Annotated in this window: 25 protein-coding genes; 4 read left to right on the forward strand and 21 right to left on the reverse strand. The window is 53.0% G+C overall.

What is annotated here, in order from left to right:
• Positions 1-46: 46 nt before the first annotated feature.
• The 4 genes from thrS to msrA form a co-directional block, all read right to left on the reverse strand.
• Positions 47-1,960 (reverse strand): threonine--tRNA ligase, encoded by a 1,914-nt coding sequence (thrS, locus tag MKY96_RS13255; RefSeq protein ID WP_340940965.1) that lies wholly within the window; start codon positions 1,958-1,960, stop codon positions 47-49.
• Positions 1,961-2,444: 484 nt separating this feature from the next.
• Complete coding sequence (locus MKY96_RS13260; RefSeq protein ID WP_340940966.1) at positions 2,445-3,164, reverse strand: HAD family hydrolase; 720 nt, start codon at positions 3,162-3,164, stop codon at positions 2,445-2,447.
• Between the two features lie 144 nt (positions 3,165-3,308).
• Entirely contained in the window at positions 3,309-4,679 is a 1,371-nt protein-coding gene (locus MKY96_RS13265; protein ID WP_340940967.1) for a glycoside hydrolase family 64 protein, read from the reverse strand.
• Positions 4,680-5,045: 366 nt separating this feature from the next.
• Positions 5,046-5,561 carry a peptide-methionine (S)-S-oxide reductase MsrA gene (gene msrA, locus MKY96_RS13270; RefSeq protein WP_339256516.1) on the reverse strand — a complete coding sequence of 172 codons (516 nt, stop codon included), beginning with the start codon at positions 5,559-5,561 and terminating at the stop codon, positions 5,046-5,048.
• A gap of 362 nt (positions 5,562-5,923) precedes the next feature.
• On the opposite strand from msrA, the gene MKY96_RS13275 reads away from it, so the two are divergent.
• Positions 5,924-6,481: a TetR/AcrR family transcriptional regulator gene (locus tag MKY96_RS13275; protein ID WP_340940969.1), complete on the forward strand. Its 558-nt coding sequence runs from the start codon at positions 5,924-5,926 to the stop codon at positions 6,479-6,481.
• 82 nt (positions 6,482-6,563) lie between these two features.
• Here the strand turns inward: MKY96_RS13275 and MKY96_RS13280 are convergent, their stop codons facing one another.
• The 4 genes from MKY96_RS13280 to MKY96_RS13295 are packed head-to-tail and all read right to left on the reverse strand — an operon-like array spanning position 6,564 to position 10,697.
• Positions 6,564-7,580: a Gfo/Idh/MocA family protein gene (locus tag MKY96_RS13280; protein ID WP_340940970.1), complete on the reverse strand. Its 1,017-nt coding sequence runs from the start codon at positions 7,578-7,580 to the stop codon at positions 6,564-6,566.
• A 38-nt stretch (positions 7,581-7,618) separates the two neighbouring features.
• Entirely contained in the window at positions 7,619-8,707 is a 1,089-nt protein-coding gene (locus tag MKY96_RS13285) for a Gfo/Idh/MocA family protein (RefSeq protein ID WP_340940972.1), read from the reverse strand.
• Positions 8,704-9,480, reverse strand: a complete 777-nt coding sequence (locus tag MKY96_RS13290; protein ID WP_340940974.1) for a sugar phosphate isomerase/epimerase family protein — start codon at positions 9,478-9,480, stop codon at positions 8,704-8,706. Before MKY96_RS13290 ends, MKY96_RS13285 begins: the two co-directional genes overlap by 4 nt.
• A 53-nt stretch (positions 9,481-9,533) precedes the next feature.
• The gene (locus MKY96_RS13295) at positions 9,534-10,697 is read right to left on the reverse strand and encodes a Gfo/Idh/MocA family protein (protein WP_339256506.1); all 1,164 of its coding nucleotides are present in this window, start codon (positions 10,695-10,697) and stop codon (positions 9,534-9,536) included.
• A gap of 159 nt (positions 10,698-10,856) precedes the next feature.
• On the opposite strand from MKY96_RS13295, the gene MKY96_RS13300 reads away from it, so the two are divergent.
• Positions 10,857-11,696 carry an AraC family transcriptional regulator gene (locus tag MKY96_RS13300; protein WP_339256504.1) on the forward strand — a complete coding sequence of 280 codons (840 nt, stop codon included), beginning with the start codon at positions 10,857-10,859 and terminating at the stop codon, positions 11,694-11,696.
• Between the two features lie 47 nt (positions 11,697-11,743).
• On the opposite strand, the gene MKY96_RS13305 is transcribed toward MKY96_RS13300, so the two are convergent.
• A complete protein-coding gene (locus MKY96_RS13305) occupies positions 11,744-12,244 on the reverse strand; it encodes a hypothetical protein (RefSeq protein WP_340940975.1) in 501 nt (166 codons plus the stop codon).
• 169 nt (positions 12,245-12,413) lie between these two features.
• A complete protein-coding gene (gene uxaC / locus MKY96_RS13310) occupies positions 12,414-13,823 on the reverse strand; it encodes a glucuronate isomerase (RefSeq protein WP_340940977.1) in 1,410 nt (469 codons plus the stop codon).
• A 155-nt stretch (positions 13,824-13,978) separates the two neighbouring features.
• Between uxaC and MKY96_RS13315 the strand changes: the two genes are divergently transcribed.
• Positions 13,979-14,671, forward strand: a complete 693-nt coding sequence (locus MKY96_RS13315) for a GntR family transcriptional regulator (RefSeq protein ID WP_340940979.1) — start codon at positions 13,979-13,981, stop codon at positions 14,669-14,671.
• Between the two features lie 48 nt (positions 14,672-14,719).
• A complete protein-coding gene (locus MKY96_RS13320) occupies positions 14,720-15,574 on the forward strand; it encodes an SDR family oxidoreductase (protein ID WP_340940980.1) in 855 nt (284 codons plus the stop codon).
• 425 nt (positions 15,575-15,999) lie between these two features.
• Here the strand turns inward: MKY96_RS13320 and MKY96_RS13325 are convergent, their stop codons facing one another.
• The 11 genes from MKY96_RS13325 to MKY96_RS13375 form a co-directional block, all read right to left on the reverse strand.
• Positions 16,000-16,677 (reverse strand): ABC transporter ATP-binding protein, encoded by a 678-nt coding sequence (locus MKY96_RS13325; protein WP_340940982.1) that lies wholly within the window; start codon positions 16,675-16,677, stop codon positions 16,000-16,002.
• Positions 16,674-17,798: an ABC transporter permease gene (locus MKY96_RS13330; RefSeq protein WP_340940983.1), complete on the reverse strand. Its 1,125-nt coding sequence runs from the start codon at positions 17,796-17,798 to the stop codon at positions 16,674-16,676. The genes MKY96_RS13325 and MKY96_RS13330 overlap by 4 nt, the downstream gene beginning before the upstream one ends.
• Before the next feature lie 276 nt (positions 17,799-18,074).
• Positions 18,075-19,466, reverse strand: a complete 1,392-nt coding sequence (locus MKY96_RS13335; protein WP_340940984.1) for a sensor histidine kinase — start codon at positions 19,464-19,466, stop codon at positions 18,075-18,077.
• Entirely contained in the window at positions 19,463-20,140 is a 678-nt protein-coding gene (locus MKY96_RS13340) for a response regulator transcription factor (RefSeq protein ID WP_339256491.1), read from the reverse strand. The genes MKY96_RS13335 and MKY96_RS13340 overlap by 4 nt, the downstream gene beginning before the upstream one ends.
• A gap of 38 nt (positions 20,141-20,178) precedes the next feature.
• Positions 20,179-20,997: an NAD(P)H-binding protein gene (locus MKY96_RS13345; RefSeq protein WP_340940986.1), complete on the reverse strand. Its 819-nt coding sequence runs from the start codon at positions 20,995-20,997 to the stop codon at positions 20,179-20,181.
• 123 nt (positions 20,998-21,120) lie between these two features.
• On the reverse strand, positions 21,121-21,567 hold the full coding sequence (locus MKY96_RS13350; protein WP_339256489.1) for a MarR family winged helix-turn-helix transcriptional regulator: 447 nt from the start codon (positions 21,565-21,567) through the stop codon (positions 21,121-21,123).
• A 172-nt stretch (positions 21,568-21,739) separates the two neighbouring features.
• Positions 21,740-22,930, reverse strand: coding sequence for a metallophosphoesterase (locus tag MKY96_RS13355; protein ID WP_340944551.1), 1,191 nt, complete (start codon positions 22,928-22,930; stop codon positions 21,740-21,742).
• A 178-nt stretch (positions 22,931-23,108) separates the two neighbouring features.
• Entirely contained in the window at positions 23,109-23,762 is a 654-nt protein-coding gene (locus tag MKY96_RS13360) for an HIT domain-containing protein (RefSeq protein ID WP_340940987.1), read from the reverse strand.
• 193 nt (positions 23,763-23,955) lie between these two features.
• Entirely contained in the window at positions 23,956-24,369 is a 414-nt protein-coding gene (locus tag MKY96_RS13365) for a bacteriohemerythrin (protein WP_340940989.1), read from the reverse strand.
• A gap of 120 nt (positions 24,370-24,489) precedes the next feature.
• On the reverse strand, positions 24,490-25,395 hold the full coding sequence (locus MKY96_RS13370) for an NUDIX hydrolase (protein ID WP_340940991.1): 906 nt from the start codon (positions 25,393-25,395) through the stop codon (positions 24,490-24,492).
• A 404-nt stretch (positions 25,396-25,799) separates the two neighbouring features.
• Positions 25,800-26,663 carry a cation diffusion facilitator family transporter gene (locus MKY96_RS13375; protein ID WP_340940993.1) on the reverse strand — a complete coding sequence of 288 codons (864 nt, stop codon included), beginning with the start codon at positions 26,661-26,663 and terminating at the stop codon, positions 25,800-25,802.
• Positions 26,664-26,741: the final 78 nt, after the last annotated feature.

Here is a 26,741-nt window from a genome sequence, read left to right on the forward strand (position 1 = left end):
ATATCTTTTTACCTGTTAGCTTTTCACCTATTATATATGAAGCGATTTATTCCCATCTGTCAATCCTGGCAGTCAATTGCTGAATGAATTCCTGTGCCCTCAGTGTGGACAGTGCGTTCTCCGCACGGCTTCGTACCGAGATTGTTCCGTCCTTCTGCTCCTGATCTCCCAGCACCAGCATATAAGGGATTTTCTCCAGCTGAGCTTCACGGATTCTGTAGCCCAGCTTCTCATTCCGGGAATCCACCTCCACCCGCAGTCCGGCTGCCGCCAGCTGTCTTCTGACCTGCTCGGCATACTCATCATGAACCACAGAGACTGGCAGCAGCTTGACCTGCACCGGAGACAGCCACAGCGGGAACGCCCCGCTATAGTGCTCTGTAAGAATACCCATGAACCGGTCAATGGAGCCGAACACGGCACGATGAATGACAACCGGACGATGCTTGTTGTTATCTTCGCCAATATAAGTCAGGTCGAACTTCTCGGGCATCTGGAAATCCAGTTGAATTGTACCGCATTGCCAGCTCCGCTTCAGGGCATCGAGGACATGGAAATCAATCTTCGGCCCGTAAAAAGCGCCATCTCCTTCATTCACCCGGTACTCGATTCCGTTATTCTTCAGCACCCGCGTAAGCGACTCCTCCGCCTGATCCCAGAGCTCTTCGGACCCCATATAATCCTCCGGCCGTGTAGACAGCTCGACCTTGTACTCGAATCCGAAGATAGAATAGAACTGATCGATCAGCTCCAGCACCCGCGAGATCTCGGATTCAATCTGCTCCGGCAGCACGAACAAATGGGCATCATCCTGGCAAAAAGTCCGGACCCGCATCATCCCGTTCAGCGCGCCGGAGGATTCATGGCGGTGAACCTGGCCGTATTCCGCAATGCGGATCGGCAGATCCCGGTAGGAACGGAGGCTGTTCTTGTAGATCAGCATGTGTCCGGGACAGTTCATCGGCTTCAGCGCAAAATCTGTCTCATCCACCTTAGTGAAATACATCTCGTCCTTGTAATGATCCCAATGTCCGGATTGCTCCCACAGACGGCGGTTCATCATCAGCGGCGAGCGGACCTCCTCATATCCGTCCGCGCGCTGCAGCCTGCGGGAGAAATCCTCCAGCGCTGTGCGGATCAGCATCCCTTTGGCCAGGTAGAACGGCATGCCCGGCGCTTCCTCGGAGAACATGAACAAGCCCAGCTCCTTGCCCAGCTTGCGGTGATCCCGTTTCTTCGCTTCCTCCAGCAGATGCAGATGCTCTTCAAGTGCCGCAGCGCTCAGGAAGGCTGTGCCATATATCCGTTGAAGCACCTGTTTGTCAGCATCTCCGCGCCAGTAGGCACCTGCTACACTTAGCAGCTTGAACGCCTTAATCCGGCCAGTGGAGGGCAGATGCGGCCCCCGGCACAGGTCCGTGAATTCGCCTTGCTCATACAGGCTGATGACCGCGTCCTCCGGCAGATCCCGGATCAGTTCCAGCTTCAGCGGCTCTTCCGACTGTTCAAAGTACTGCACCGCTTCCGCCCGGCTGACCACCCGGCGCCGGATCGGCAGGTTCTCCTTGATGATCTTCCCCATCTCCCGCTCAATCGCAGCAAGATCCTCGCTGGACAGGGGGTGTTCAATATCTATATCGTAATAGAAGCCGTCCTCGATCACTGGACCAATGCCCAGCTTCACGTTCCGTTCTCCATAGATTCGTTTGATCGCCTGGGCCATCACATGGGCTGTGCTGTGTCTGTGAATCATCAGCCCGTCGCTGCTGTCCGCTGACACAATCTCCACGAGGCTGTCCCCTTCAACCGGACAATCAAGGTCAACGAGTCTGCCATCGATTTTGCCGGCTACTGCATTCTTCCTTAGACTTACGCTAATCGACTCCGCAATCTGCGCAATTGTGGTGTTACGCGAATACCTCCTATTTGCTCCATCCGGCAGCTGCACTTGAATCTCCATGATTATGGCCTCCATTTCTTCAGTGTATATTCGTATATGTGAACACAAAAAAACGCATCTCATCCCGGAAAGGGACGAGTGCGTCTAAGCTCGTGGTTCCACCCTAATTCGACTATACGTCACTTCACCCCCGGCTGTTCGGCGGAAACGTGATCAGTACAATCCTCATGGCATCCGTTAACGGGGATGGGGCGGTGACATTTACAGCCTCGCTAACAGCAGGAGGGTTCAGTGTCACGGCTATAGAGGGGTAACATCCGGCTGGTCTCTGTAAGAAGCTCTCACCTTGCACTTCTCTCTCTGGTCAGTCCTCACGGGATATCCTGTCTCTGGTCATTGCCTTGGTTATGGTGTTGCTGGTTACATAATACGCACGGTCTTCGCCAGAAGTCAATACTTCGCAGAAAAAAACTTAAAATCCGCTTCCCGCTTGACCGCTTAATCCCTTTAACTTTAACTCCCTTAATCCCTCAGCCCGTGGGCCTTACCCACCGAGCTCATTCCGCTGCAACCGCTGAATAATATCCCCTACTTCTTCTACCGTATGCGCAATATAATCCGCCCCGGCCGCCGATAACTCCTCCTCTGAACCATAGCCGAATAACACGCCCACAGAGGCTACACCGCAGGCTTTGGCCCCGATGATGTCATGCTCCCGGTCCCCGATCATCAACGAATGCGAAGCAAGAAGATTATTCTCCTCCAGCACATGCTGAATCACCTCGCGCTTCTTCGATCTTGTGCCATCCAGGTTGCTGCCGGCCGCATACTTGAAGAACCCGTCCAGTTCGTAATGCCGGAGGATCTGCTCAGCGAACACAATAGGCTTGGAGGTCGCCACATACAGCTCGAATCCCTTACTCCTCAAGCTCTCCAGCAGGTCTGGAATGCCTGGAATCACATGGTTCTCGAACATGCCCAGCGTCCGGTAACGCTCCCGGTAGAACTCTACAGCCTGTGCCGCTGCCTCCGCCGTAAATCCCTGAATTTCGATAAAAGAATCATATAGCGGCGGACCTATGTACGGAATCAGCAGGTCAGTATGCTCCACCTCTATGCTGAATTGGTTAAGCGCATACTCCACGCTTTTGGTAATACCTTCCTTGGGATCGGTTAGTGTGCCGTCCAGATCAAATAAGATGTGCTGCAAGCTGTCCTTCATCTCTCCCGGATGCTCCCTTCGTGTGTAATTGCTATCCATCATACCTTGCTTCCTGTTTATTTTCCACAGGCTTCTCCGCGCCGATAATCACTGCACACACAAGAAGGCACCCATTCAGCCATTATCTGGCTTACGGGGCGCCTCTATTGTAAAATCGTAGTTTTCCTTTACCTGTGGCTTACGCGCTTACCAGCCCACGCGGATAATCAGGCCTTTGGGGTCACCGACTTCCAGGTAGGACGCCTGGCCGTTGACATCGTCATACGGGAAGCCGTAAGCCAGCCCGCTGATGCTGTGGTCATGCCAGAATTTTGCATAAAAGTTGGCGGGAGCCGCATTGTAATAGTTAGCTACATTGTTCCAGTTACTAGTGGTGTAGACATGGCGGTTAATGGCAGCGCCGGTGGCAGCATCGATAAGCGAGCCATCGTTACGGAGAATATCCTGGGTGCTATAGCTGACATAGCCTGCGAAATAATTGCCGTTGGCCCCGCCGGCTTTGAACGAACCATGGACAGGAGCGATGATCCGGTAAGGCGCCTGATCGGTACCCAGCGATTTGAAGGCGGACGGCACTTCATTCTGGTATTTGCTGAAGATTCCGGCGCGTGTCTCTGATTCCAGCTCGCCTACCGTCTTGTCATAGCCGCCGGACAAGCCTACCAGCCGGTGCTGGACCGGGAAGCCGAATGCATCGACACGGGTCGTATTGCCATGGTAGCCTGTAGCATCCACCGTGAATTCAACGAAGTCGAAATAGAGATTACGGTTAGGATCGGTCGGATTATCAATATCCGGTCCGGCAAAGCCGTCATCATAGGTCTTAATATACAACGGCGTGCCAACACTTAGGAACATGCGGCCGGAGGTGATTTTGGGCAGCGTCACCCAGCTGGTCTGGCTAACCGTATAATAAATATTGGCATAGTTGACCCCGTTCTTGGTCAGATGGCCGGAAGCATTATTCAGCGCATTCGAGATCGGAATGAGATTGCCGCTAAGATCCAGATAACTCCATTTGCCGTTAGCCGGATTGATGCCGATGACGCCCCAATAGACCTGGTTATCGGGGTAAGCGCCTCCCGTTCCGTTCATGACTTTGACAGACACGGAGCCTCCCGGCGGTGTCGGAATAGAAGAGGCAGCGATAGAATAGATGGAACCGGAAGACCCGGAAGGCGGAGTAGTCGGCGCTGCAGTGGGCGCGGTTCCCGCAGTGTAGTTGAACCAGCCGGTATCATAAGCCGGAGTCCCATTGTTGTAGGTGAAGAAGTACGAGAGTGCTGTGCCGCTGGCGACGCCTGTAACCACCTGCTCATAACGCGATTTACTGTTGTTATAAGTCATTCGGTAGTTTAGCTGGGTTCCCGAGTTCACCTTGTAATGCACATCGGTCCAGCTGGTACTGACCGTAGATTTGAACCAGATGGTAGCTGAGGTTCCCGACAGATCTACCCCTTGGGTATAATCAGCTGCGGCTGCTTTGGAATTGAACAAAGGCAAGCAAGAGAGCAAAAGCACGAACGCAAGCATCGTCATTAACCATTTTTTGGACATTCTTAGATTCCTCCTGAATTATATTGGCGTTGCAGTACTTCCCTTCAACTGCAGGAGCTGTAGAGCATTCTGTATTTCGCCAAGCCGCTTGTTCTATCCTCTGTACCCGTACCCTGCTCCCTCCCCCCTCTTCCCGCCTGCATCAGAGCCAGAATTACCAATGCTTGTATCCGTTTACAATTATGATTATAGTTGCACAATCGGCAATTGAGTAGGCACGGAATTTCGGATTTAGGTTCCCATATTTTGGTTTTAGGCATAATGATCTATAGCTTAACCCGCACGGTGCTGCAAAAATAGCAAAAAGCCCTTAATTCCCAGACGCCTGGTCATTAAAGGCTTTTGTAGGCTTCCCTCTCGTATTCACTATTCCCAGTGCTGCGAAATAAAGGTATCCCGTCCGGATTGCTCACGGTCCTCTTTATAGTGCTTTGGATTCTTCTTGTGATAGTCCTGATGATAGTCTTCTGCCGGATAGAATACCGGCGCAGGCAGAATCTCCGTCACCACCGGAAGCTCGAATCTGCCGCTGACCGCCACCTGCTCTCGGGAAGCAAGTGCAGCCAGCCGCTGCTCTTCCGTATAATAGAATACCGCCGTGCGGTACTGCGTACCCCGGTCCTGAAACTGTCCACCGTCATCCGTCGGGTCAATCTGCGGCCAGAATAGCGCAAGCAGCCGCTCGTAAGGGAATAATTCAGGGTCATAAGTGATCTGAACCACCTCGTAGTGACCGGTTGTACCGGTCTTCACCTGCTCATAAGTAGGGTTCTCTACCGTTCCTCCGGCGTATCCCGATACAATCCCGTGAATTCCGGGAAGCTCTTCGAACGGCGTAACCATGCACCAGAAGCAGCCTCCGGCAAACATTGCCTGTTCCATAGCCATACTCTCACTCCCTGTCTCTCTTCTGCTGACTCTAGGTAAACCCTGTACTAAGATAAAGCCTAATGGTCTAAAAGTCAATTGGATTGCTTGTATTAGCAATCCATTCATATGCTTAAGAAATAGAATATTTATTCTATTGATATTCTAAAAGGAAGAAAATCAAACTTCAAATAAATTCAGAACGAAAATTCCATTTTTCCTAATTTAGACAAAAATATAGTTCTTTTATTGTCTATTTCACCACAAATTCTATCTTTTTTCCACTTTGCAGCGGAATAGACATTCTGATAATTGACATTTCCTTGCAGGGGATGTACTATTTTATAGAATGATTTTTCCGCTAGTGAGGTGTAATGATGGGTAAACGAGATGATATTCTTCAGGCAACCCTTGATTTAATTACTGAAGAAGGCTTACAATCTGTTACTTTCGCCAAAATATTCAAAAGGGCCAATGTAGGCTCCAGCACATTTTACCATTATTTCGAGAACAAGGAGCAGCTGGTCAATGAGTTGTACCATAAAGTCCGCATACATAAAAATGAGTTCGTCATGAACGGCTATGACCCCGGCTTAACCATCTATGAGCGTGTGAAGAGCCTTCTGAAGAATACGGCTAACTATTCGCTTCAATACCCCAAAGAGGTTGATTTCACAGAGAACTATTGCTCCTCGCCCTATATTTCCGAGGACTTGCGGAACACGCCGGCTCCCTCAACCTTAGAGATATTCTCCATCATTGAAGAAGGACAGCGGCAGGGAATCATCCGGGAAATGAATGTTTGTCTGTGCTATCAGCTGATCTACGGGATATTAATTGCTGTCATCAAAGGCTACTTGGACGGAAAATATCCGCTGAATGAGCAGCAGATTCAGCAGACCATTGAAGCCTGCTGGCTTGCTATTAAGCTGTAGCGGATAACACAAATGAGGCCATCCCTTAAGCAGAGCTCTGCATAAGAGACAGCCTATTCCGGCATCAGCCGGATGATGTACGCTAGACCTGAGGGACCAGATTCCGGCTCCCCGAGGACTTGTAGATCTCTGCAATCAGCGTGAGCGCTTTGATGCCCTCAGCACCGTCAATCCAGAACCTGCGGCCTTCACGGATGTGGGCGTAGAAGTCATGAATTAACCGTGAATGCCCGGTGCCCCAGTAGGATTTCCCGCCGCTGCTGATGCTCTGCGGCTCACAGAGCAGCGTCTCCTGACCATCCTTCCACAGATACAGGCTGTCCCGGCGCTGCTGCAGGGTCCCTTGCTCGAAGACCAGCTCCAGCTCCACCGGTGAATTGGCCTGATATGCATTGGTCCCGTAGAAGAGCCCGCGCGCCTTGTTTTTGAAGTCGATACACGCATGTGCACTGTCCTCGACCTCAATAACATTGTTCAGCACATCGGTGCTTACACTGCCTTTCACGGAAGCGATGTCACCGCCGAACCATTGCAGCAGATCCAGGGTATGGATAGCCTGATTGATCAATACCCCTCCGCCTTCCGTAGCCCAGCGGCCTCTCCATGGACTGTTCGTGTAGTACTCCTCAGTCCGTGTCCATGTTACCAAGCCCTTCATGCAGAGGAGGTTACCCAGGCTGCCGGAATCGATCACCTCCCTGATGCGCACCGAAGGTTCATTATAGCGGTTCTGGAATACTACACCCAGCTGTCCCGGAGCCTGCTCCGCCGCCTCCTGCATCAAGCGGGCCGAAGGCACATCCAGCGCCATGGGCTTCTCGGTTAACACATGCTTGCCTGCCTTCAGCAGTTCCACTGCCATTCCGGCGTGCAGATGATGCGGCGTGCAGAGATGGACGATGCCGATATCTGCACGCTCCAGCAGCTCCCTGTAATCCGTCAGGCCTTCACATTCGTAATCCTGAGCGGACTGCGCCGCCTGAACAGGGTCACTGTCCACCACGGCTACCAGCCGCACATTCTCGATCGAAGCAATGGCTCTGGCATGCAGCGGGGCAATCGCCCCGCAGCCGATAATCGCTGCTCCGTTGGTATTCATCTTATCCACCTTCCAATCTTCTGATAGCTGTCCTGCAACTATTTGAGCGTATCCGGTGTCAGATTCACCGCTTGCTGCTGCGCCTCCAGACACAGCTCAGCCGCCTTGAATGCATGCTCCTGCGTCATCGCCTTCTCCGTCCGTTCCAGGCAGTCCAGAATCAGCTCACCGAAGAACGGGAAGCCGATCTTCCCGGCCACATGCTCATAATGCTCTCCCTCACCGTCCACCCAGTAGACATGGTCCGGTGTGCTGGAGCGGCCGATATCGCTGTATTTGCGCAGTTCGATATAGCCTTCCGTGCCGAGAATGATCGTCCGTCCGTCGCCCCAGGTTCCGAGTCCTGACGGTGTGAACCAGTCCACGCGAAAATACTGCGTAGCCCCGTTGTCCCCAACCAGCGTAGCATCCCCGTAATCCTCCAGCTCCGGGTAAGCCGGATTGTTGTAGTTGGCGACCTTACTATGCAGTACCTTGGCATCGCGGCAGCCTGCATAGAAGAGGAACTGTTCAATCTGGTGGCTGCCGATGTCACAGAGAATGCCGCCGTATTTGTCACGCTGGAAGAACCATTCCGGCCGGCTGGGTGCATTTAACCGGTGCGGCCCCAGTCCCATGACCTGAAGCACACGGCCAATCGCCCCCTGCTGCACCAGCTGACCGGCATAGACAGCGCTCTCTACATGCAGTCTCTCACTGTAGTAAGTCATGTATTTCCGCCCCGTCTGCTCCACCTGAAGGCGTGCTGCCGCGAGCTGGTCCAGAGAAGTGAACGGAGATTTGTCCGTGAAATAATCCTTCCCGTGTGCCATCACCCGCAGACCGAGCGGACCGCGCTCCGAAGGAACAGCCGCCGCTGCAACGAGCCGGACCTCAGGATCTTCAAGAATCTCTTCAGCAGAACGCGCGGCACTGACGCCGGGATACTTGTTCAGGAATGCTTTTACCTTCTCGGGGTCAGGATCGTATACCCACTTCAGCTCGGCTCCCGCCTCCACCAGCCCGTTGCACATCCCGTAAATATGCCCATGATCCAGTGCCAGCGCAGCGATTACGAATTCACCCGGCCCCACCACAGGCTTCGCCTCATGTACCGGAGCATACATCATTCCATCCTTGCGGCTCATGCTTGCACCTCCAATCTGGAATGCAGATGCCGGAGGCTGATCTCCAGGCTCTCGAACGGATCACGCTGGCACACATCCTGCTCCACGATATGCCATTCCACCCCCGTCTTGCGGCAGGCATCAATAATCGCTCCATAGTTCATATTGCCTTCGCCGATCTCGGCAAACACAGCCTTACGGTTCAGAATAGTCATATCCTTGAAATGCACAGCCTGCATTCTGCCTTCCACCTTGTGAATCCACTCTACAGGATCTCCGCCCCCCGCCTGAACCCAGTACAGATCCAGCTCGAACCCGAAGACCTCCGGATCACTGTCCTGCAGCAGCACATCCATACCCGTCAGACCGTCAAAACGTTCAAATTCAAAATCATGATTATGATAAACGAATTGCAGGCCATACTCTTCCTTAAGTGTCCGTGCAATGCCGGAAGCCAGCTTGGCGAAGGTGCGGTAGCCCTCCTGGCTAGTCTGATATTCCGCAGGCAGCGAGCCAAGGCCGATGTATTTGCAGTCCCACAGCTTATGCTCGGCAGCGAGCGCATCCAGATCATTCACCAGCCGGTCCCAGGGAACGTGTGTCGCACATATTTTCAGATTAAATTCATCCGCATATTCCTTCACCAGCTTAGGGTCCATGGGACCGATCCCGGAGATTTGCACAGCCTGGTACCCCATGCTGCTCACCTTCCGCAGGCTCTCTCTCAAGTCCTCCGGCGTCCGGGTATATTCACGCAGGGTATACATTTGGGCGGCAATCGTTGAACGGTTCATTGTATTCATCCACTCCTAGATAAGTTTGAGTTGCGTAAGAGAGTAAGGTTCGTCTAGTGGGTGCCCGATACATCCAGGGCTTTCTGGCTGACCGGCGCTTTCTGAAAAGTCGAATTCTCCACCTGCTCCATCAGCTTCTCATAGAACAGCTCGCTGTCGATCGGCAGGTCCACCCAGTTGTCGGTCCATGCGGACAGATACATGGCATTGGACAGGGTCAGACCGTGAATGCCCTCTTCCCCCGGAGCCAGCAGCGGCTCATCCTGCAGAATGGCATTGGTGAAGTTGCGCAGAATCCCCTTATGCTGTTCTCCATTTCCGGCTTCCACCGGAATCTCGCATTTCCAGCACTCCGGTGCTCCGAACCCTCCGGTATATTCCGCATTAAACTTCGGCTCCGGGGTGCGAAGGCGGAAGAAGGTCAGCGTGCCGTCTTCGACGACGATTTTACCGTTGTCTCCTGTAATCTCGAACCGGTTCGTCCCCGGCGCTTCCCCTGTAGTCGTGATGAACAGCCCGGTTGCGCCATTCTCATACTCCACATAAGCGGTCACATCATCCTCAACCTCAATATTCCGGTACTTCCCGAACTGGCAAAAAGCGCGTACCCGCTTAGGCATCATTCCGGTAGTCCACTGCCAGAGATCAAGCTGGTGCGGGTCCTGGTTCAGCAGCACTCCGCCGCCTTCCCCGCCCCAGGTCGCCCGCCAGCCGCCGGAATCGTAGTAGCTCTGAGAGCGGTACCAATTGGTGATAATCCAGTTCGTGCGCCGGATCTCTCCCAGCTCCCCGGACTGAATCAATTCTCTCAGCTTCTGATAGAGCGGATTCGTCCGCTGGTTATACATAATGCCGAATTTGCGGTCAGACTTCGCTGCGGCGTCATTCATCTCCTGTACTGCCTTCGTATAGACACCGGCAGGCTTCTCGATCAGAACATGCAGCCCGTAGCCCAGCGCTTGAATCGCCAGCGGCGGATGATCATAATGCGGGGTGGCAATCATCACCGCATCAATGATCCCGGACTTGAACAGTTCCTCCGGCGACAGAAAGCGCTGTACATGATCCGGCAAATGCTCCTCTGCCCATTCCAGCCGCTCAAGGCTGATGTCGCATACGGCCGTTAGCTCGGCCCCCTTAATATCACTCAGCAGACTCTGTGCATGGGTCCGCCCCATACCCCCTACGCCAATAATTCCATAACGTACCTTATCCATCTCCCATTCCCTTCCTGAAACAGTTTATGTTATGAGGATAACCCTATTTGCCGGTGGAGGCCATGACTGTAATTAAGGTATATTTGTATAATAATAAGATGTATTGGATAAATGGAAGCGTTATAATAGCTTTATAGCCTTATTTGAAGGAGCTCTGATATGAATATGACTGCGAAAGGCAATGGTAATTTGACCGGACGCCTGCTGCACAACCTGACGGTTACCGTTACCCATGCCCAATTAACCAGCAGATATCCGGGATGGAACCGGACGAATGAGACCCCTGCATTCAACCGGCTCTACTACATTGATTCCGGCGAAGGCAAGGTGATTATCAACGGAGTGGCGTACTATCCGAGACCCGGACAGCTGATGATTATGCCCGCAGGCTCTACCCAGACCACGGATACTTCACGTGATGATCCTTATACACGCTACTATTGCCACTTCGATGCGCAGATTGGGGAATGGCCGCTGTTTCATTCGGCGAATAAGCTGTATATCTGTGATGTGCCTGATCCGGAGGCCACCCGGACGATGTTCGCGGAGATGATTGAATGGTTCCAGGATACCGGTTTCCTCGCTACCCTTCGGACGCAGGCTGCGCTGCTTACACTGCTGTCCCTCTGTCTGGAATCAGGAGGCTATAGCAATTTCCTTGACGATCTGACGCATACGAGCGACCAGGGCAAGCTGGCGAATGTGCTGGGCTACATCGATCAACGGTTAATGCGGCCGCTGACGGTCGAGGAGCTGGCAGAGCGGGTCCATCTGCACCCGAACTATTTCATTCCCTACTTCAAGAAATTCATCGGCGTTCCGCCGATGCAGTACGTCCAGCTGAAACGGATGGAGCTCGCGAAGAGGCAGCTCTCCTACACCGATTTCAGCATCTCCAGTATCGCCGAGCAGGTCGGCATGGAGCTGGCCCACTTCTCCAAGGTGTTCAAGAAGTCCACCGGCGTATCCCCGTCTGCTTACCGGAGCAGTACGCGGTAGAATGCACCGGAAGTATCAGAAAGTAATCATCCTGCGAGTGAATAAGCTTACCTTCGCGCGAACACAATGTATGCTGCATTGGTCCATATTCCGCTGTAACGGCCAATTGTAATCGGTTTTTCGATTACATTCGGCTTACGCGGAGCCCAAAGTCCAATTGTAATCGGTTTTTCGATTACATTCGGCTTACGCGGAGCCCAGAGGCCAATCGTAATCGGTTTTTCGATTACATTCGGCCTACGCGGCGCTCCGAGTCCAATTGTAATCGGTTTTTCGATTACATTCAGCCTACGCGGCGCTCCGAGTCCAATTGTAATCGGTTTTTCGATTACATTCGGCCTACGCGGTGCTCCCAGTCCAATTGTAATCGGTTTTTCGATTACATTCGGCCTACGTGGCGCTCCGAGTCCAATTGTAATCGGTTTTTCGATTACATTCGGCCTACGCGGCGCCCAGAGTCCAATTGTGATCGATTTTTCGATTACATTCGGCTTACGTAGCCCACACGGTCCAATTGCGTTCGTTTTATGTAAAAATATGTTAATCAAATGGACAGACAACATTCTGTTTTAGGCACGCTGCTCATTTTCATGCTGCTGTTGTGCCTTGAAAGACATAATTCCTGAACAAATAAAAAAATCAGCACGCCTCTCTAAGAGACCTGCTGATTTTTTAACGCTGTGTCAATCGATGGATGGTATGCCGCGCTCCTGCGCTCTACTTGATCCCGAAATACGCATCCGCATTGTTGTAGCATATATTCTCAATTGTCCGGCCGATCAAGGCATAATCTCGCGGCAGGTCCCCCTCTTCCATCCACGTGCCGAACAGGTTACAGAGAATGCGCCGGAAGTATTCATGACGCGTGAAGGAGAGGAAGCTTCTGGAGTCGGTCAGCATGCCGACAAAAGGGCTGATCAGCCCGATGCTGGAGAGCGCCTTCAGCTGCTGCAGCATGCCCTCCTTCTGATCATGGAACCACCAGCCGGAGCCCATCTGCACCTTGCCCTTGATACCGTCCCCCTGGAAGTTGCCGATCGCGGTGGCGATCATCTCATATTGCGAAGGGTTCAGTGTGTAGACGATAGTCTTCGGCAGCTGTCCGCTGGCATCCAGCTCATTCAGCAGCGCGTTGAGACTGCGGGCCATATTGAAATCCAGAATTGAATCGAAGCCGCTGTCCTTGCCGATTCTACTAAACATCCGTGCGTTGTTGTTGCGCAGCGCTCCGATATGCAGCTGCATGCTCCAGCCCCGCTCATGATAGAGCCGGCCTAATTTGATCAGCGTATGGCTCTGGAACTTCTGTTCCTCGTGCGGACTGATTTCTTCCCCTTTGAAGGCCCGGGCGAATATGTAGGCCGCTTCATGCTCTGTAGACTGGGCATGCGGCAGCTCGCCGAACGCCTGATCCGACAGCCGGCAGCCATGCTGATGGAAATAATCAATCCGCGCCGTCACTGCCTGGAGGAACCCGGAGTAATCGTGGATCTCAAGACCGCCCGCCTCCCCAAGCAGGCCCACGTATCCGGTGAACCCTTCATCACGGATATTCAGCACCCGGTCCGGTCTGAAGGTCGGAGCAACCACCACGCTAAGCGCATGATCCTTCTTAATCTGGATGTGATGCTCCAGTGAATCAATAGGATCATCCGTTGTGCAGACCACATTGACATTGAGCTTTTTGAGAATCCCCTGCGTAGTCAGTTCATCCCCCTGAAGCTGCTCATTGCAGCGTTCCCACACACTGTCCGCAGTCTCCCCGGAGAGCAGCTCGTCGATCCCGAAGTAGCGCTTCAACTCCAGGTGGGTCCAGTGGTAGAGCGGATTGCCCACCATCTCAGGCAGGGAACGCGCCCAGACCATGAATTTGTCTTTGTCCGGCGCATTCCCGGTAATTAGCTGTTCGTCAACGCCCAGCCAGCGGAGCGCCCGCCACTTGTAATGATCCCCGGATAAGGCCAGATCAGTGATATTGCGGAACCTGCGGTTACTGCTGATCTCCTGCGGATTCAGATGACTGTGGAAATCGTAAATCGGCATTGCGGCGGCATAATCGTGATACAATCTCTGTGCACTTGGACTTAACAGCAGCCAGTCGTCATGAATAAAAGATGAGGTACTCATATTGTTCTCCAGCCTCTCGTCTGTGATATTGGTGGGCCACGGATACCGTCCTTAAGCGGACAGCAGGAGCTTATGCCCATTCGCACTACCATACTACCATACTTGTATGGTAGTATGGTAGTGCTTACATTAATCGATAACAGGAGGGTTACACGATGGAATACACTATCGGTACACAAGCACTCTCCACAAGGGACATCGTGTACCGTTCACTGAAGAATCAGATTCTGCTGCTGGAGCTGCCGCCCGGAACCGGGATTTCGGAGAAGGAGATTTCGCTGAAGTTCAACGTCAGCCGCACTCCGGTCCGGGAAGCCTTTGTCCGTCTGGCCCAGGAGGGCCTGCTTGCCGTATACCCCCAGCGGGGAACGGTGGTCTCCCTGATTGATTCCGAGCTCGTGGAAGAAGCCCGCTTCATGCGCGAGCATCTGGAGCGGGCGGTTATCCGGGAAGCGTGCAGCACCTTCCAGGCCAGGAATCTTATCGATCTGAAGGCTAATCTGGACAAGCAGAAGCTCTGCATCGAGGATCAGGACTATAAAGAAATGTTCATGCTGGATGAAGAGTTCCATCATGTGATTTTCATGGGCTGCAATAAAAAGAATACCTGGGAGGTCATCCAGCAGATCAAGGTTCACCTGAACCGCAGCCGGATGCTCAAGCTCACGGCGGATCACAACTGGGAGCATTTGTACCGGCAGCATTATGGTCTATATGAAGCCATTGAGCAGCATAATATTCAGCAAGGGGATCAGATTATGCAGGAGCATATGGCCCTGACGATCGCCGACCAGGAGATGCTGATGGAGAAATATCCGCAATATTATAAGCAAAGATCCGCAGACTGATATAACCTGACGCAAGATCAAACTTTCACCAAGAAGGGTTGGATCACTATGTCCGAGTTGGCATTACAGCCTGCACTGGCAGGCAAGACCGCTGTAATTACCGGAGGAGCCGGAGCACTCTGCAGCGCCATGGCGCTGGAGCTGGCCCGTCAAGGAATGAAGGTAGCTATCCTGAACCGTACGGAGGCGAAGGGAGCGGCTCTGGCTGCACAGATCATTTCCGGCGGCGGCCAATCCCTGGCCCTGGCCTGCGATGTTATGGATGCCGGGAGTGTCCGGCAGGCAGCGGATGAGATCTGCAAGCAGTGGGGTCCGTGCGACTTGTTAATCAACGGGGCCGGGGGCAATCAGCCTTCGGCGATTACCACCAAGGAGACCTTAGAACCGGGAGACCTGGAGAATCCCGATGTCGTCTCCTTCTTCGATCTCTCCGTGAGCGGCTTCCGCACGGTCCTTGACCTCAATCTGACCGGAACATTAATTCCAGTCCAGATCTTCGCCAAGCAGATGCTCGGCCGCCCCGGAGCTGCGGTGATCAACATCTCCTCCATGAGCGCCGCATCGCCACTCACCAAGGTTCCGGCTTACAGCGCGGCCAAGGCAGGCATCAACAACTTCACCCAGTGGCTTGCGGTGCATCTCGCTGAATCCGGCATACGGGTAAATGCCATCGCCCCCGGCTTCTTCGTCACCGCACAGAATGAACAGCTGCTGAAGGACCCGAAGGGTGAACTGACCGAACGTTCGCTCAAAATCATCTCCCAGACCCCGATGCGCCGCTTCGGCACACCGGAGGATCTGCTAGGCACCCTACTCTGGCTGGCCGATGAACAAATGTCAGGCTTCATTACCGGCATCACCGTGCCGGTAGATGGCGGCTTCATGGCCTATTCGGGCGTGTAGGCCTGAAGCTTGAATAACAAAAACCTGAACCTCAGAAAACGAGGTTCAGGTTTTTGTTCAACTGCGAAGCCACAAGGACGAATATATGTGGAAAACAGTATACATTGTGCTCGCAAGCAGGCATATAGACCGAATGTATGCGGAAAACAGCATACATTCGGTGCACAAGCAGGTATATGGAGCAAATGTATGTGAAAAACAGTATACATTCGGTGCGCAAGCAGGCATATAGACCGAATGTATGTGGAAAACAGTTTACATTCGGTGCACAAGCAGGCATGGAGCAAATGTATGTGGAAAACAGCATACATTGTGCTCGCAAGCAGGCATATAGACCGAATGTATGCGGGAACGAATACAATTAGTACCGCGAAGGTGAATAAGCCAGGCTTGTGGGGCTTAGAGTGCCAGGGTCATCTCTCCCCCTAAGCTTCAACCAGCACGCCATCCTCCAGATGCAGCACCCGGTCGCACCAGTCCAGCATCCGTTCGTCATGAGTAACCATTACAGCAGCCTTGCCTTCGCTCCGCACCTCGTCGGCTATCATCCGTACCACTTCCCTGCCACGGCTGTAATCCAGGCTGGCTGTAGGCTCGTCTGCGAACAGAATGGCCGGCTTGTTCATCCATGCCCGGGCAATCGCCACCCGCTGCTTCTCGCCCCCGGACAGCTGTTCGGGATAATGATTGCGGCGCTCCCAGATCTCCAGACGCTTCAGCAGATAGGCGGCACGCACCTTCGCTTCCTTCGGGCTGAGCTTAGCCAGCTTCGCTACATAGAGCAGCTGCTCCTCTACCTTCAGAAACGGCAGCAGCTGCGCACTTTGGAACATGAAGCCGATTTTTTTCAGCCTTAGCTCCGTCAGTGCCCTCTTGTCCTTGTCACGCAGCGGTTCGCCGTCGAGGAGGATCTCTCCGCTGGTGGGCGTAAGCAGCGCACCGGCTGCGGAGAGAAACGTGCTTTTCCCGGAGCCGGATGGCCCCAGTACTGCTATGAATTCGCCTTCGTTCACCGTAAGGTCCAGATGGTTCAGTACGGTCATCGCCCCGTCCCCATCCCCGTAAGTCTTGGTTACCTGCTTCATCACTAATTTCGCACTCATGCTCCAGTCCTCCCTATCGCTTCCAAGGCATCCACCTTAGCTACTCTTGCTACCGAAATTAACGAGCCCAGCAGGGACATCCCTATGAACAGCAGACTGGTCATCGCCATCGTCTGTCCGTCCAGCTCAAACGGCATCGAATCGGGCAGGCCCATATTCATCCCCAGCGTAAGCAGAATGCCCAGCACCAGACTGGTGACAGACAGCAGCATTACTTGACCGACTACACTCCAGGCCAGATAGGACATCTTGGTCCCCATCGCCTTCAGGATACCGAATTGGCTGGTCTTCTGGATCGTAATGACATAGAAGAATACAGCAAGAACTACCGCAGCAATCACGAACAGGAACACAATCATCATCAGCAGCGAATTCTGCTCGGCGGAATAACCGGGAACACTGGCGATCGCCTGCTTTTGTGTAATTACCTCTATGGACTGCTGCTGATCCGCAATCTGCGCAGCTTGATCCGCCGTTACATCCAGCGCGATAACATTGTATGGGGCATTGGCATTGCCTGAACCGCCGCCTCCCTGAACCGTTCCTTGCTTCATCGCCTGCCAGTCCAGCTGATTGATATAGACCACCGGAGTATGGCTGTAGGAGCTGTCCTTCACGAAGCCGGTAACCGTCCAGCTCATGCCGGAAGCCTGATCACGGATCGTACTGCCAATTGTAACGCCGGACTGTTCCAGCTTGGAGTCTGCAACCGCGCTGCCTTGAACCTCATTGGTGAATCCTGCGCCTTCTATGACCCTCGGAGCCAACATTCCCGTCATATCTACGGCAAAAAAAGTAATATCCGCCTTAACATCCGCACCGGCGGCTGTAATTGTACTGGTCTGTACCCCCAGCGGAGTCGCGTTCGCCTCTCCGGCTACTGACCGGGCAGCCGCAAGCTCCGTATCCGTTAACTGTGAACGCCTGAAGGTATGATCCGCATCGCTCTGCACGGCAAAGTAATTGGCGGGCATATTTTTCAGCGCCGAAATGTTGGCATAAGCAAGACCTCTAGCCAGGCCGGTGACGAACAGCACCAGGAACGAGACCAGCAGCATAATCACCATAATGAGACTGTAGCGTGCTTTGGAGTGCCTCATCTCCCGAATTGCCAAGAACATATAACCACTCCTTCTAATCTGTATATCCACAGTTTAGAGAGTGAAGATGAACGGAGTATGAATAAAGAATTACACTATATAGATTGAACTAAACGGTATTATGTTTTGGGAATGCCGTGACTCCAGAGAAGTTTTGGACTTCCGGCCGCTGTTGTATTTGAATTTCCTAATTGAACCGCTCTTCGCGGTAGAAATTCAAATCAAAGGCGGTCGCTTCCGCTCCTCCAGTTCCAAAATTCCCCTCCTCCACTTTTCCTTTAACTCTAAATATTTAGATCAATCTATATCGTTAGGGTCGCAGGGCAGAGTAACAGTGAACGTAGTTCCCTCCCCTACTGTGCTCGTTACCTCGATGGTTCCGTTATGCGCCTGGACGATCTTTTGAGCGATGGCCAGTCCCAGCCCGCTGCTGCCTGGCTCACGGGAGCGCGACTGGTCCACCTTGTAGAACCGGTCGAAGATCATCGGCAGCTGCTCCGCCGGAATGCCCGCACCGTTGTCGGTTACCGTCACAATACATTGTTGGCCCTCCACATGTGCTGCAATGCTGAGTGTCCCGCCCGCCGGAGTGTATTTGATCGCATTTGTCACCAGATTCATCCATACCTGATAGAGCAGATTGGAATCGCCCGTAAGCGTGATGTCTCCGGCATGCAGCCGCACCGCAAGCTCCTTCTCCGTAAGATGCCATTCCATAATCTGAATCACCTGGCGCAGCTGGGCGCGCAGATCAAAGCTTCTTTTCTGCAGGGCATGCTCGTCATAATCCAGCGAGGACAAAGTGAGCAGCTGCGTGCTGAGCATAGATAACCGCCGGCTCTCATCGCCGATAATTGACAGATACTCTTGGCGCTGGGCTTCCGGTAGAGTACTGTCCTGGAGCGCATGAGCAAAGCCCTGAATAGAGGTTAGCGGCGACTCAATCTCATGCGACACATTGGCGACAAACTCCTGTCTTGCCCGGTTCGTACGTTCCAGCTCGCGGCTCATCGTCATGAAGTGGGAAGCCAGTTGGCCGATCTCGTCGCGGCGGGCGGTGTAGAGCTTGATGTCATAGCGCCCCTTTGAGATTTTGAGCGTGGCGTCGGTCAGCCGGGTGATCGGTTTCACCACATGCAATGCGCTGATCAGCACAAACCCCAGACTCAGCAGAATAATAACCACGATCAGCACGCCGAAAAAGATCCGCAGCTCCCCGAACTGCACCTGAGCATCCGGACGCATGAACAAGGCATAGGTATCCCCGTTAATATGGACCGGCACGCCAATGGAATTGCTGAGCTGATTATCGAAGAACCCTGTCACGAACAGCTGGCCGGGGAAATTCCCCACCCCATGGTAGATCTCCCCGTCCAGCACCTTGCGCAGCGCCTCGTCCTTGAGGTCATTTTTGCGGAAAGGCAGGCCGTAGAAGCGTTCCTCTCCATCGGCATTGACCAGATACATTTTGTATCCCAGGGAAGCCGTACTCAGGAGATACTCTTCCACCGCATCCGGGTGGTCCTCGATGAACTGCTGCAAACCTATAGCCATCCGGGTCAGCTTGGCGTCATTCTTCGGCTTGATTTGGGACTGGTAATAGAGGTTGGAGACCAGAAATCCCAGCACACTGCTGATCATAATCACCGAGCAGAAGATAATACTCATCCGTACATAGAGCGATCTCATGAGTTCACCATTTCCACTTTGTAGCCAATTCCCCGAACCGTGCGGATGATAAAATCATTCTGGTATTCGCTGAACCGCTGACGCAGGCGCTTGATATGCACATCCACCGTGCGCTCATCCCCTTCGTAGTCCGCTCCCCAGACCAGCTCAATCAGCTCACCACGCGTGAACAGGCGTCCCGGATATTGGGCCAGCTGGGCCAGCAGCTCGAACTCCTTCACCGGCAGCAGCAGCACCTCCGTCCCGTCACTGATCTCGTAATTCTTACGGTCGATCACCAGCGAATTCAGGCGAATCCGATCATCTGAGGCGATGGAATAACGGCGGAACAAGGCCTTGATGCGAAAGATCAGCTCCTCCGGTTCAAAAGGCTTGGTCACATAATCATCCGTCCCGTGCAGATACCCCTGCTCCTTATCACTGAGCTGCTGACGCGCCGTCAGCAGAATGACGGGAATATCATAGTTCTCCCTTATGTATGCACACAGCTCCAATCCGTCCATATGCGGCATCATCACATCCACCACCGCCAGATCGACCGTCTGCTCCTTCATGCGTGCCGCCGCTTCCAGCCCGTCTCCGGCTTCTATCGCTTGATATCCTTCTCTGGTAAGAACATGCCGCAGCAGCGTGCGGATATGAACATCGTCGTCGGCCACCAGTATCTTTTTCAACTTACATACGCTCCCTCCGGCTTGCCTGATCAATGTCATCATACTATAAAAGGCAGAATGCTGTCCCTCAGCGGGGTGACCGGTCTGCCCATAAGCTGCTCCAGGTCGCCGGAGGTGGAAGCCGTATCCAGCTGGCTCATAAAAGCATAGATCCAGTGCTGAATTCCCACATCCTGACGGTGCACCACCGGCTTACCGGCAACCTCTGTCAGAACTTCGGCCAGATCTGCGAAATCCCAGGTGTGCGTAGCGGTCAATTCATAGATCCGGTTGCCTGCGCCCTCTTCGACAAGTGCAGCAGCAGCAGCCAAAGCAAGGTCCCGGCGGCCAACCGAGTTGAACTTCCATCCGCCCGGCGCCGTCACCAGTTCTCCGCTGGAGAGCGCTTCCTTCAGCCCCAGCACCCCTACGAAATCAATATAAAGGGCATTGCGTAAAAAGGTATATTCCAGCCCGGACTCTATAATCGCCTGCTCCGTCATTGTGTGCACATTGCCGGGCTTACTCCGATCAGCGCTCTTCTGCGGAAAAGCAAAACCCGTATAAAGCAGATGGCGGACCCCGCTTTGCTTCGCTGCATCAATCACCCGCTTATGCTGGGCGAGACGTACATCATCATCCGTATGCGAGCTGGAGATCAGCAGCAGCCGGGAAATCCCGTGGAACGCTTCCTCCAGGGATTCCGGCAAGTCGTAATCCACCTTACGGGCTTCAATTCCCAGCTCCCGGAAATGGTCCGCTTGCGGAGCACTTCTTACTCCGGCAATGATATGCATTGCAGGAATGCGGCTGCGCAGATTCTCCAGAATCAGACTTCCCAATTGCCCGTTTGCTCCTGTAATCATTATTGTCGTCATAGGCGATAACATCCTTTCCTTATTGAAATAAGATCTCTTCACATCCCCGCCGGCATATTCCAGCCGCTATATATAATCTCTGTCTGCGGGCAGCCTCCCGGCAAGCGGAACATTCCAGACCCTCTATCCTCTGCTCAGCTTGTTCAGCAGCTCCAGCAACAGGTGTAGCTCTGGCTCATCCAGCCGGTTCATTACCGCCGCAACTGCTTCCCGGTTCCCCGGCAGCTGTTCCAGTAGCAGACGCTTACCTGCTTCAGTCAGCGAAATAACTGTTTTACGGCCATCCTGTGCGTGAGCCGCCCGTGTAATATAGCCGTCCTTCTCCAGCGGAGTCAGCAGCAGGCTGATATTGGCTTTGGTTACCGCGATTCGCTCAGCAAGCAGCGAAGGCAGGATCGACCCTCCATCCTTCGCAATCTCAACCAGTACGCGGATTCTTGCCCCGTTCAGCCCCTGCGCCTGCCAGTATTTCTCGGAGACGGCCACAGTGCCGGCTGTCGCTCCCACCAAGGCGAAGAAAACCTCATTTTCAAGCGGCAGCTCAAGCACATAACTTTGTAAATCATCCATTTGCAGTAGTCAACTCCATTTAGTTAATAGCTTAACTATTTCTATAGATAGATTAGCTGATTCCGTCAGGATTGTCAAAGGAAATGAATCCACTCCCCCCGTTGCCAAACAAAAACCCCCTATCCTTCCTAAGGAAGGCAGAGGGTTCGATACAGCCGGATGACGGGTTCCGTTAAATTAGAACAGGCTTAGCCACAGCTGACACCTTGTCTTCACCATAGCTCATGCTGCCATCCAGCACAAGCTCCAGCTTAATCAGCTCCGAGCGGCTGGCCAGCCGGATCGGCGGTCCCCAGGTTCCGTAGCCCGACGAGACGATGACATGCAGCTTGTTTTTGAGCAGATAGCCCCAATCCAGTTCGAACAGGCGCCGGGTAATCCAGTGATTCGGTGCAATCTGCCCCCGGTGGGTATGTCCTGACAGCAGCACATCTACTCCAGCCTGTGAAGCGATCCCGAAGCCTGTCGGCTGATGATCCATCATTAGAATCGGCTTGCTGCGGTCAAGACCCTCCAGCAGAGTTTCCACGCTGAGCCGTCCACCAGCCTCCATAGCTTCAGCCGTCTTGTCTTTGCGTCCGGCCACGTAGACTCCCGAAGTCTCCACCACCTCATCCTGTAACACCTGGATGCCGACACTCCGCATAACCTCCGTATACTGCGCAATCGAGCCGCCATAGTATTCGTGATTCCCCAGCACGGCGTAGACCCCATAACGTGCCTTCAGCTGCTTCAGCTGCTGCTCCATCCCGTTGCGTAGAAAAGGCTCAATGCTGTCATCCAGCACATCCCCGGCCAGCAGAATGATATCCGGGTTCATCGCGTTCATCTCCCTGACCATTCTGCGCAGATGGCGGTTGCCGACAATGTTGCCCAGATGCAGGTCCGAGGCTACCGCTACCGTCAGCGGAACGCTGGTTCCAATGGATTTGTCCACCTTAAGCCGGTGGGTCCGCACCACAGTACTCCAGGCATTGCGTGATCCCCAGATCAGGAAGACGGCGAGCAATACCAGCAGTGTAGTCCCTGCTTCCGTTACGAATGCGGAGAGATTCGCACCTGCGAGCGCCAGCACACCATAGAGCAGATCGGTCAGCGGCAGCATGATCACGGCGAACTCCATGCAGGCCAGATAATAGGAGCCGATCACTTTGAACAACCTGCCTACCGGTCTCAGCACCTGCGGCAGCGGCACCCGGCCAATCATGTAAGAGAAGGAAATGACAAGAAAGATAGTCCAGTACGCAGCAGTATTCATCCCCGGCAGCCATGCCTGGAGCAATACGGACAGATGCCATCCAATGTAGACATTCACCAGTCCAAGCACCAGCACCATTACCGCAGCCCCGGCCAGCATCCGCATGTTTTTCACTTCATTCCACTCCCTTAAAGTAAGTTTCTATCCTATCTACTTCAAATCATAACACAAAGTATTCACCAGGTATAAACTGTGCCGCCAACCTGTGATAAACCTGAGTTCCCCTTGGACAAGAAAAGAAAGACAGCCCTGCGGCTGCCGTTGATGGAATGCGTGTTTTCACTTATTGTCTTAGTCCCTTGATTTCTTCTACCGGTAAGCTGGTGGCTTCGGAAATGGTTTGCAGGTCTATACCCCGGTCTAGAAGTTTAATAGCAATTTCTTTACTTGTCTCGGACTTGGCTCCTTCAATACGGGAATGCTCATCGCTCAGCGCCTTCATCCGGGCATCATAAGCCATTCGCGCTGCGGCGTCCTGGCTCAGAAGCTCTAGCGTGTCCATCGCTTTTTTCAGCATAGGTTCTCTCTCTACTAACGCTTCTACCATTCTCCGTCTCGTCTCGCCCAGCCGTTCCCCTGCTCCGTCCGGGTGCAGCGGTTCTCCCCACAGTAGCCCGTCCCCCTCATACCGGGGAAGCACATGCATATGATAGTGGGTCAGATCATTGAATTTACCGCCGTCAGCAATAATTCTGATCCCGTCCGGCTGGTACAGATATTTGAGCAGCGCGGAGAGCTTCTGTGAAGCCTCCATGACAGTATGTGCAGTCTTCGCATCCATCTCATCGACGTCCCAATAGTGCTTTTTCGGCAGAATCAGGGTATGGCCTTCATTGAAGGGATCGATATCGAGTACACAGGTGATATATTCATTCTCATAGACGATATTCAGGTCAGGCTCAAGCCCGTTCGCAATTCTGCACCCCAGGCAATCCATGATGATCCTCCCCCCTTAAACAAACTGAATACTATGATAATCAGTTTTTCGGTTACATTCGGCCTACGTAGAGCTTACAGTCCAATTGTAATCGGTTTTTCGATTACATTCGGCCTACGCGGCGCATCCGGTCCAAGCAGCTAATATAAAAAAAGAAATGCCTTACAGCATCTCCTTGTTCCCGATCATTCAGTTAGACCGCCCGGTTGCCCTTGGCCGCGATGCATTCACCGATTAGCTTGTCGCATTTGTGAATATGATTGATCAGCCAGTCTGTCAGCGTCCGGTTCAGCTTGATTGTGGATAATACGGATACGCCCTTGGTCTTGATCGTCTCCTCCAGTTCCAGCACCGTCTGCACGAACTCAGCGTGCGTCTTCTGGTGTTCCGACAGCTCCGGGAAGCTGATATCCTTCATCAGCTGCTCTTCACTGCCGAAATGCTCCACGGTATAGTCCTTGAGGAACTTCAGCGTTTCTTCGATTTTTTCTTTGCCCTGCTGGTTGCTGCAGGCTTCAAAAAAATCATTCAGCTTCACCAGCAGCTGTCTGTGCTGACAATCAATCTTTTCTACTCCGATATCATACGAATCCTTCCAGCTAATCATAGGCTCACCCTGTCCTTTGCCATAAGTCAAATAGTCAAAATATAACTAATTGTCTGCTTTTCCCTATGAAAGTTCTATTAAGAACATCACAAGGCGGCGTTGCCGGACAGAAGGGCGTTCTCAAAATAAATTCCATTCCCGGTTATACCGGTACAGCTTCGAGGGACGGTGTCCGGCATCCCGGGTGCTCTGATCCGTCTCGATGACCCGCTCTGCGATTTTGCGGCGGAAGGCGGCGGCGAGCAGTTCCTTGCCGAGGATGATCTCATACACACGCTGCAGCTCGGACAAGGTGAACAACGGCGGCATGAGATTGAAGATAATATCGGTATATTCCGCCTTGCCGCGCAGACGTTCGATGGCATACTGCACCATGAGCAGATGGTCAAAAGAAAACCCCGTGCTGCGCACGATCTCACGGCTGACCTGCCGGACATGCCCTTGAATCGTCTCGGTAAGCTTGACCACCCCGCTTAGCTTCTCCTGCTCACTCTCCAGTATAATCTCCACCAGTGTCTCCTGGCGGACGTCCTGCTCCAGCACCTCGCGGCGGGTCTCCAGAATGTGGTACGAAACGTCGAACCAGGCAGTTGCGGCTGCATCATCCCCTGCCTGTACGTCCAGAGCCTTGCGGTCCACGAGCGCCATGTAGGAGCAGCTGATTACCCGCATCCGCGGATCACGGTCTACATCGCCCCAGGTATACAGCTGCTCCATGTAGATATTATCGATATTAGTCTCGCTGTACAGCTCCCGGCGGGCAGCTTCTTCTACGCTCTCACTGATCCCCACGAACCCTCCCGGCAAGGCCCATTGTCCCAGAAAAGGATGCTCCCCGCGCTGAATCAGCAAGAGCTGCAAGGACTTATCCGCCAGCTTGCGGTAGTTATTCTGCTCCTGCTCCATCACGGTGAAAATCAGCATATCGACGGTGACAGACGGACGTTCGTAGCTGCCCGCATTATAATTTTGCAGGAATTGCTCCTCGCTTAAGCCGTTAGGACCTTTGACCGGTTGATTTGGCATGGATATTCTCCTTGTCTTGAATCGGTGAATAGATTCGTTTGTTAATAACATATTGATATTATATACATGTTAATGGAATGCAGGCAAGTCCGGTCCAGGGCGAAGAACGTTTTTCCCCAATCTATATAAGACGTACTCAAGGTTTGAACTCGAAGCTTGGTCGTCGCTGCGGTGAACATTTGGACTTCCGGCCGCTGTTGTCCCCAGGTTTCTTGATTTAAACCACTATTCGTGGTAGAAATCCGGTGACAAAGGCGATCGCTATCGCTCCTACAGTTCCAAATTTCCCCTCCGCTTCTTTTTGCTTTTCATTAATTTCTTTAGTGCGCCTTATCTAACACAAAAAAATGCCCCACCGAGAGCGAGGCAATTCATGTAATCTATTCTTGTTGTACACCTGTTGATCACATCGGTTCGATATGGACAAGTACGGTAGAGACCTGATGACGGTCCTTAAGCTGATCTTCGATCTCCTCCGTAATATCGTGACTCTGCACCACATTCAGATTGGAATCCACCAGCACTGTGGTATCCACCAATACATTATTGCCGTGAATACGGGCCTTGATATCCTTAATCGACTCCACGCCATCAATCTCCGCGACCGTCTGCTTCATCAGCTCAAGCTTACCGGCATCGAAGCCGTCGGTGAGGTCATGTGTAGCTTTGCGGAAAATATCCCAGGCCGTCTTGCAGATCAGCAATCCGACAATCGTGGCTGTGAGCGGATCTAACCAGGGAATGCCGAACTGTGAGCCGATAATCCCGACGAAGGCCCCCATGCTGACCAGCGCATCCGAACGATTATCCTGCGCCACTGCATGCATGGCATTGCTGTTCAGGTTACGGGCAAGCCTGATGTTGTAACGGTAGACTGCGATCATAACCACAGCACAGGCAGCTGCCGTCCATGCGGCAATCAGATCAGGGGTCTCCAGCGCAGGCTGAATGAATTTGTTGACACCCTGATAGAGCACTTGGAAGCCTACAGCAATCATGATAAAAGAGGCAACAAGTGCGGCAACTGTCTCTGCTCTGAAATGACCATAGCCATGGTTCGAATCCGGGGGTCTGCGGGAAATCCGAAGTCCGGTCAGAATGGCCAGGGAAGCAATAATGTCGGTGCTGTTATTCAGCCCGTCAGCCAGGAGTGCCTGAGAGCCTGACACCGTTCCTATGAATAATTTGACGGCAGATAAGAGTATGTATGCTAAAAGACTTAGCCATGCTCCTTTTTCACTTTGTTTGATATCGCTGTAATTTTCCAAGAAAAAGGACCTCCAAAGATTAGTATTGTTCCATACTACACGCTGACTTACGGGTGGGTCTAGAGAAACAGTGTTGCC

This window comes from Paenibacillus sp. FSL R7-0302, from assembly GCF_038006885.1.
Classification (GTDB): Bacteria; Bacillota; Bacilli; order Paenibacillales; family Paenibacillaceae; genus Paenibacillus_AQ.

Coding starts and splice junctions, on each gene's coding strand:
- thrS (WP_340940965.1), bottom strand. CDS start 1,960: ATGGAGATTCAAGTGCAGCTGCCGGATGGAGCAAATAGGAGGTATTCG.
- MKY96_RS13260 (WP_340940966.1), bottom strand. CDS start 3,164: ATGATGGATAGCAATTACACACGAAGGGAGCATCCGGGAGAGATGAAG.
- MKY96_RS13265 (WP_340940967.1), bottom strand. CDS start 4,679: ATGTCCAAAAAATGGTTAATGACGATGCTTGCGTTCGTGCTTTTGCTC.
- msrA (WP_339256516.1), bottom strand. CDS start 5,561: ATGGAACAGGCAATGTTTGCCGGAGGCTGCTTCTGGTGCATGGTTACG.
- MKY96_RS13275 (WP_340940969.1), top strand. CDS start 5,924: ATGGGTAAACGAGATGATATTCTTCAGGCAACCCTTGATTTAATTACT.
- MKY96_RS13280 (WP_340940970.1), bottom strand. CDS start 7,580: ATGAATACCAACGGAGCAGCGATTATCGGCTGCGGGGCGATTGCCCCG.
- MKY96_RS13285 (WP_340940972.1), bottom strand. CDS start 8,707: ATGAGCCGCAAGGATGGAATGATGTATGCTCCGGTACATGAGGCGAAG.
- MKY96_RS13290 (WP_340940974.1), bottom strand. CDS start 9,480: ATGAACCGTTCAACGATTGCCGCCCAAATGTATACCCTGCGTGAATAT.
- MKY96_RS13295 (WP_339256506.1), bottom strand. CDS start 10,697: ATGGATAAGGTACGTTATGGAATTATTGGCGTAGGGGGTATGGGGCGG.
- MKY96_RS13300 (WP_339256504.1), top strand. CDS start 10,857: ATGAATATGACTGCGAAAGGCAATGGTAATTTGACCGGACGCCTGCTG.
- uxaC (WP_340940977.1), bottom strand. CDS start 13,823: ATGAGTACCTCATCTTTTATTCATGACGACTGGCTGCTGTTAAGTCCA.
- MKY96_RS13315 (WP_340940979.1), top strand. CDS start 13,979: ATGGAATACACTATCGGTACACAAGCACTCTCCACAAGGGACATCGTG.
- MKY96_RS13320 (WP_340940980.1), top strand. CDS start 14,720: ATGTCCGAGTTGGCATTACAGCCTGCACTGGCAGGCAAGACCGCTGTA.
- MKY96_RS13325 (WP_340940982.1), bottom strand. CDS start 16,677: ATGAGTGCGAAATTAGTGATGAAGCAGGTAACCAAGACTTACGGGGAT.
- MKY96_RS13330 (WP_340940983.1), bottom strand. CDS start 17,798: ATGTTCTTGGCAATTCGGGAGATGAGGCACTCCAAAGCACGCTACAGT.
- MKY96_RS13335 (WP_340940984.1), bottom strand. CDS start 19,466: ATGAGATCGCTCTATGTACGGATGAGTATTATCTTCTGCTCGGTGATT.
- MKY96_RS13345 (WP_340940986.1), bottom strand. CDS start 20,997: ATGACGACAATAATGATTACAGGAGCAAACGGGCAATTGGGAAGTCTG.
- MKY96_RS13350 (WP_339256489.1), bottom strand. CDS start 21,567: ATGGATGATTTACAAAGTTATGTGCTTGAGCTGCCGCTTGAAAATGAG.
- MKY96_RS13355 (WP_340944551.1), bottom strand. CDS start 22,930: ATGCGGATGCTGGCCGGGGCTGCGGTAATGGTGCTGGTGCTTGGACTG.
- MKY96_RS13360 (WP_340940987.1), bottom strand. CDS start 23,762: ATGGATTGCCTGGGGTGCAGAATTGCGAACGGGCTTGAGCCTGACCTG.
- MKY96_RS13365 (WP_340940989.1), bottom strand. CDS start 24,369: ATGATTAGCTGGAAGGATTCGTATGATATCGGAGTAGAAAAGATTGAT.
- MKY96_RS13370 (WP_340940991.1), bottom strand. CDS start 25,395: ATGCCAAATCAACCGGTCAAAGGTCCTAACGGCTTAAGCGAGGAGCAA.